The organism is Mesorhizobium sp. M7A.F.Ca.MR.148.00.0.0 (assembly GCF_003997735.1).
Taxonomy (GTDB): domain Bacteria; phylum Pseudomonadota; class Alphaproteobacteria; order Rhizobiales; family Rhizobiaceae; genus Mesorhizobium.
Genome location: NZ_RZTB01000236.1, coordinates 1 through 1,383, shown reverse-complemented (window position 1 = coordinate 1,383; position 1,383 = coordinate 1). Strand labels below are relative to the sequence as shown.

The 1,383-nt window shown below is 58.7% G+C and carries 2 protein-coding genes; both read left to right on the top strand.

Annotated elements, in window-relative coordinates:
- The coding region (locus tag EOB49_RS33430; RefSeq protein ID WP_164781910.1) for a CoA ester lyase at window positions 1–816 on the top strand (816 nt) is incomplete at its 5' end.
- Window positions 817–951: 135 nt separating this feature from the next.
- Window positions 952–1,383: LysR family transcriptional regulator (locus EOB49_RS33425; RefSeq protein ID WP_164781909.1), on the top strand; the 432-nt coding region annotated here is incomplete at its 3' end.

Here is a 1,383-nt window from a genome sequence, read left to right as displayed (position 1 = left end):
GCGGCTCATGAGCGCGGGGCAGATGGCATCATACTCGACCTAGAGGACTCCGTTCCCCAGGATCAAAAAGGTGAGTCACGGCGCCAGCTTGGTGCATCCGTGGCAAAGGTGGGCCGCAGGGGCGCTTCTGTTTTAGTTCGCGTGAATCGCGGTTTGCGAGCCTTGGCGGCCGATCTCGACGCAGCCGTGATGGCGGGCGTTGATGCACTTGTTCTTCCGAAAGTGGATTCGGCAGCGTGGGTAGCTGAGATCGCGAATGCGGTATCGGAACTCGAACGAGAAAGAAATCTTCCGTTGGGATGTATCCGGTTTCTTGCCCAAATCGAGACCCCAGGTGCCTTGCAAGAGCTATCGGCCATTGCCTCGTCACATCCCAGGATGGTCGCAATGGCCCTTGGCCCTGAAGACTTTAGTGCCGCTGTTGGCGGCGCCCCAGAACTTGATCTTCTCTTGACGCCAAACCTTTCTGTTCTTTTTGCCGCCCGTGCGGCGGGGTTGCTCCCGCTGGGCTTCATAGGAAGCATTGGCGCGTTCTCTGACACTCACAAACTTCGTGAGGCTGCGGAGCGTGCACGGCGGCTCGGCTTTGCCGGAGCTTTGGCGATCCATCCAAACCAGGTTGCCATATTCAATGACGCTTTTTCGCCAAGCCCACAGGAACTCGAATGGGCCCGTCGTGTCCTCGCGGCGGAGAAAGATGCGACGGCGCAGGGCATAGGCGCGTTCGCCCTGGACGGAAGGATGGTCGATCCACCGGTTATCCAAAGGGCCCGAGATATCATCGCCACGGATCCGGGCGCCGGGTTGGGCGTCTGAGGCCTCAGAGGTTGGTTACCAAACTGGAGCGACCCTACGGCTAGGAGTTATGCAACTCGGCACAATTATTGCTGTCGCGCCATCGCATTTCGAGATAGATTAAACTAATTGCAGTCCGCTCTCGGATGGGTACTCGTGGAAATCAGGCAGTTAAGATACTTCGTCGGTGTGGTCGAAGCAGGCAGTTTCACGAAGGCCGCTGGCTTCCTTAATGTTGCCCAGAGTGCGCTGAGCCTGCATGTGCGTCAACTGGAGGAAGCCTTCGGCACTCAACTGCTGATACGCGACAGGACCGGTGTGAGCGTGACGGCGTCAGGAGCCAAACTGCTCGAACGCGCTCGGGCGATTCTTAAAGAAATTCGACTTACCGAGGTGGAATTGACCAACACAGCTGCTTCCCCCGCCGGGGAGGTGACGATTGGCATTCCGTCTGGAGCTGCCCGCGTCCTGAGCGGCCCCCTGCTTGAGTCGGTGAGAAACGAACTGCCCAGGGTCTCCCTCAAGATGGTCGAGGGTATGACGGGACCGCTGGAGGAGTGGATGGCTGCTGGACGCTTCAATCTGGCG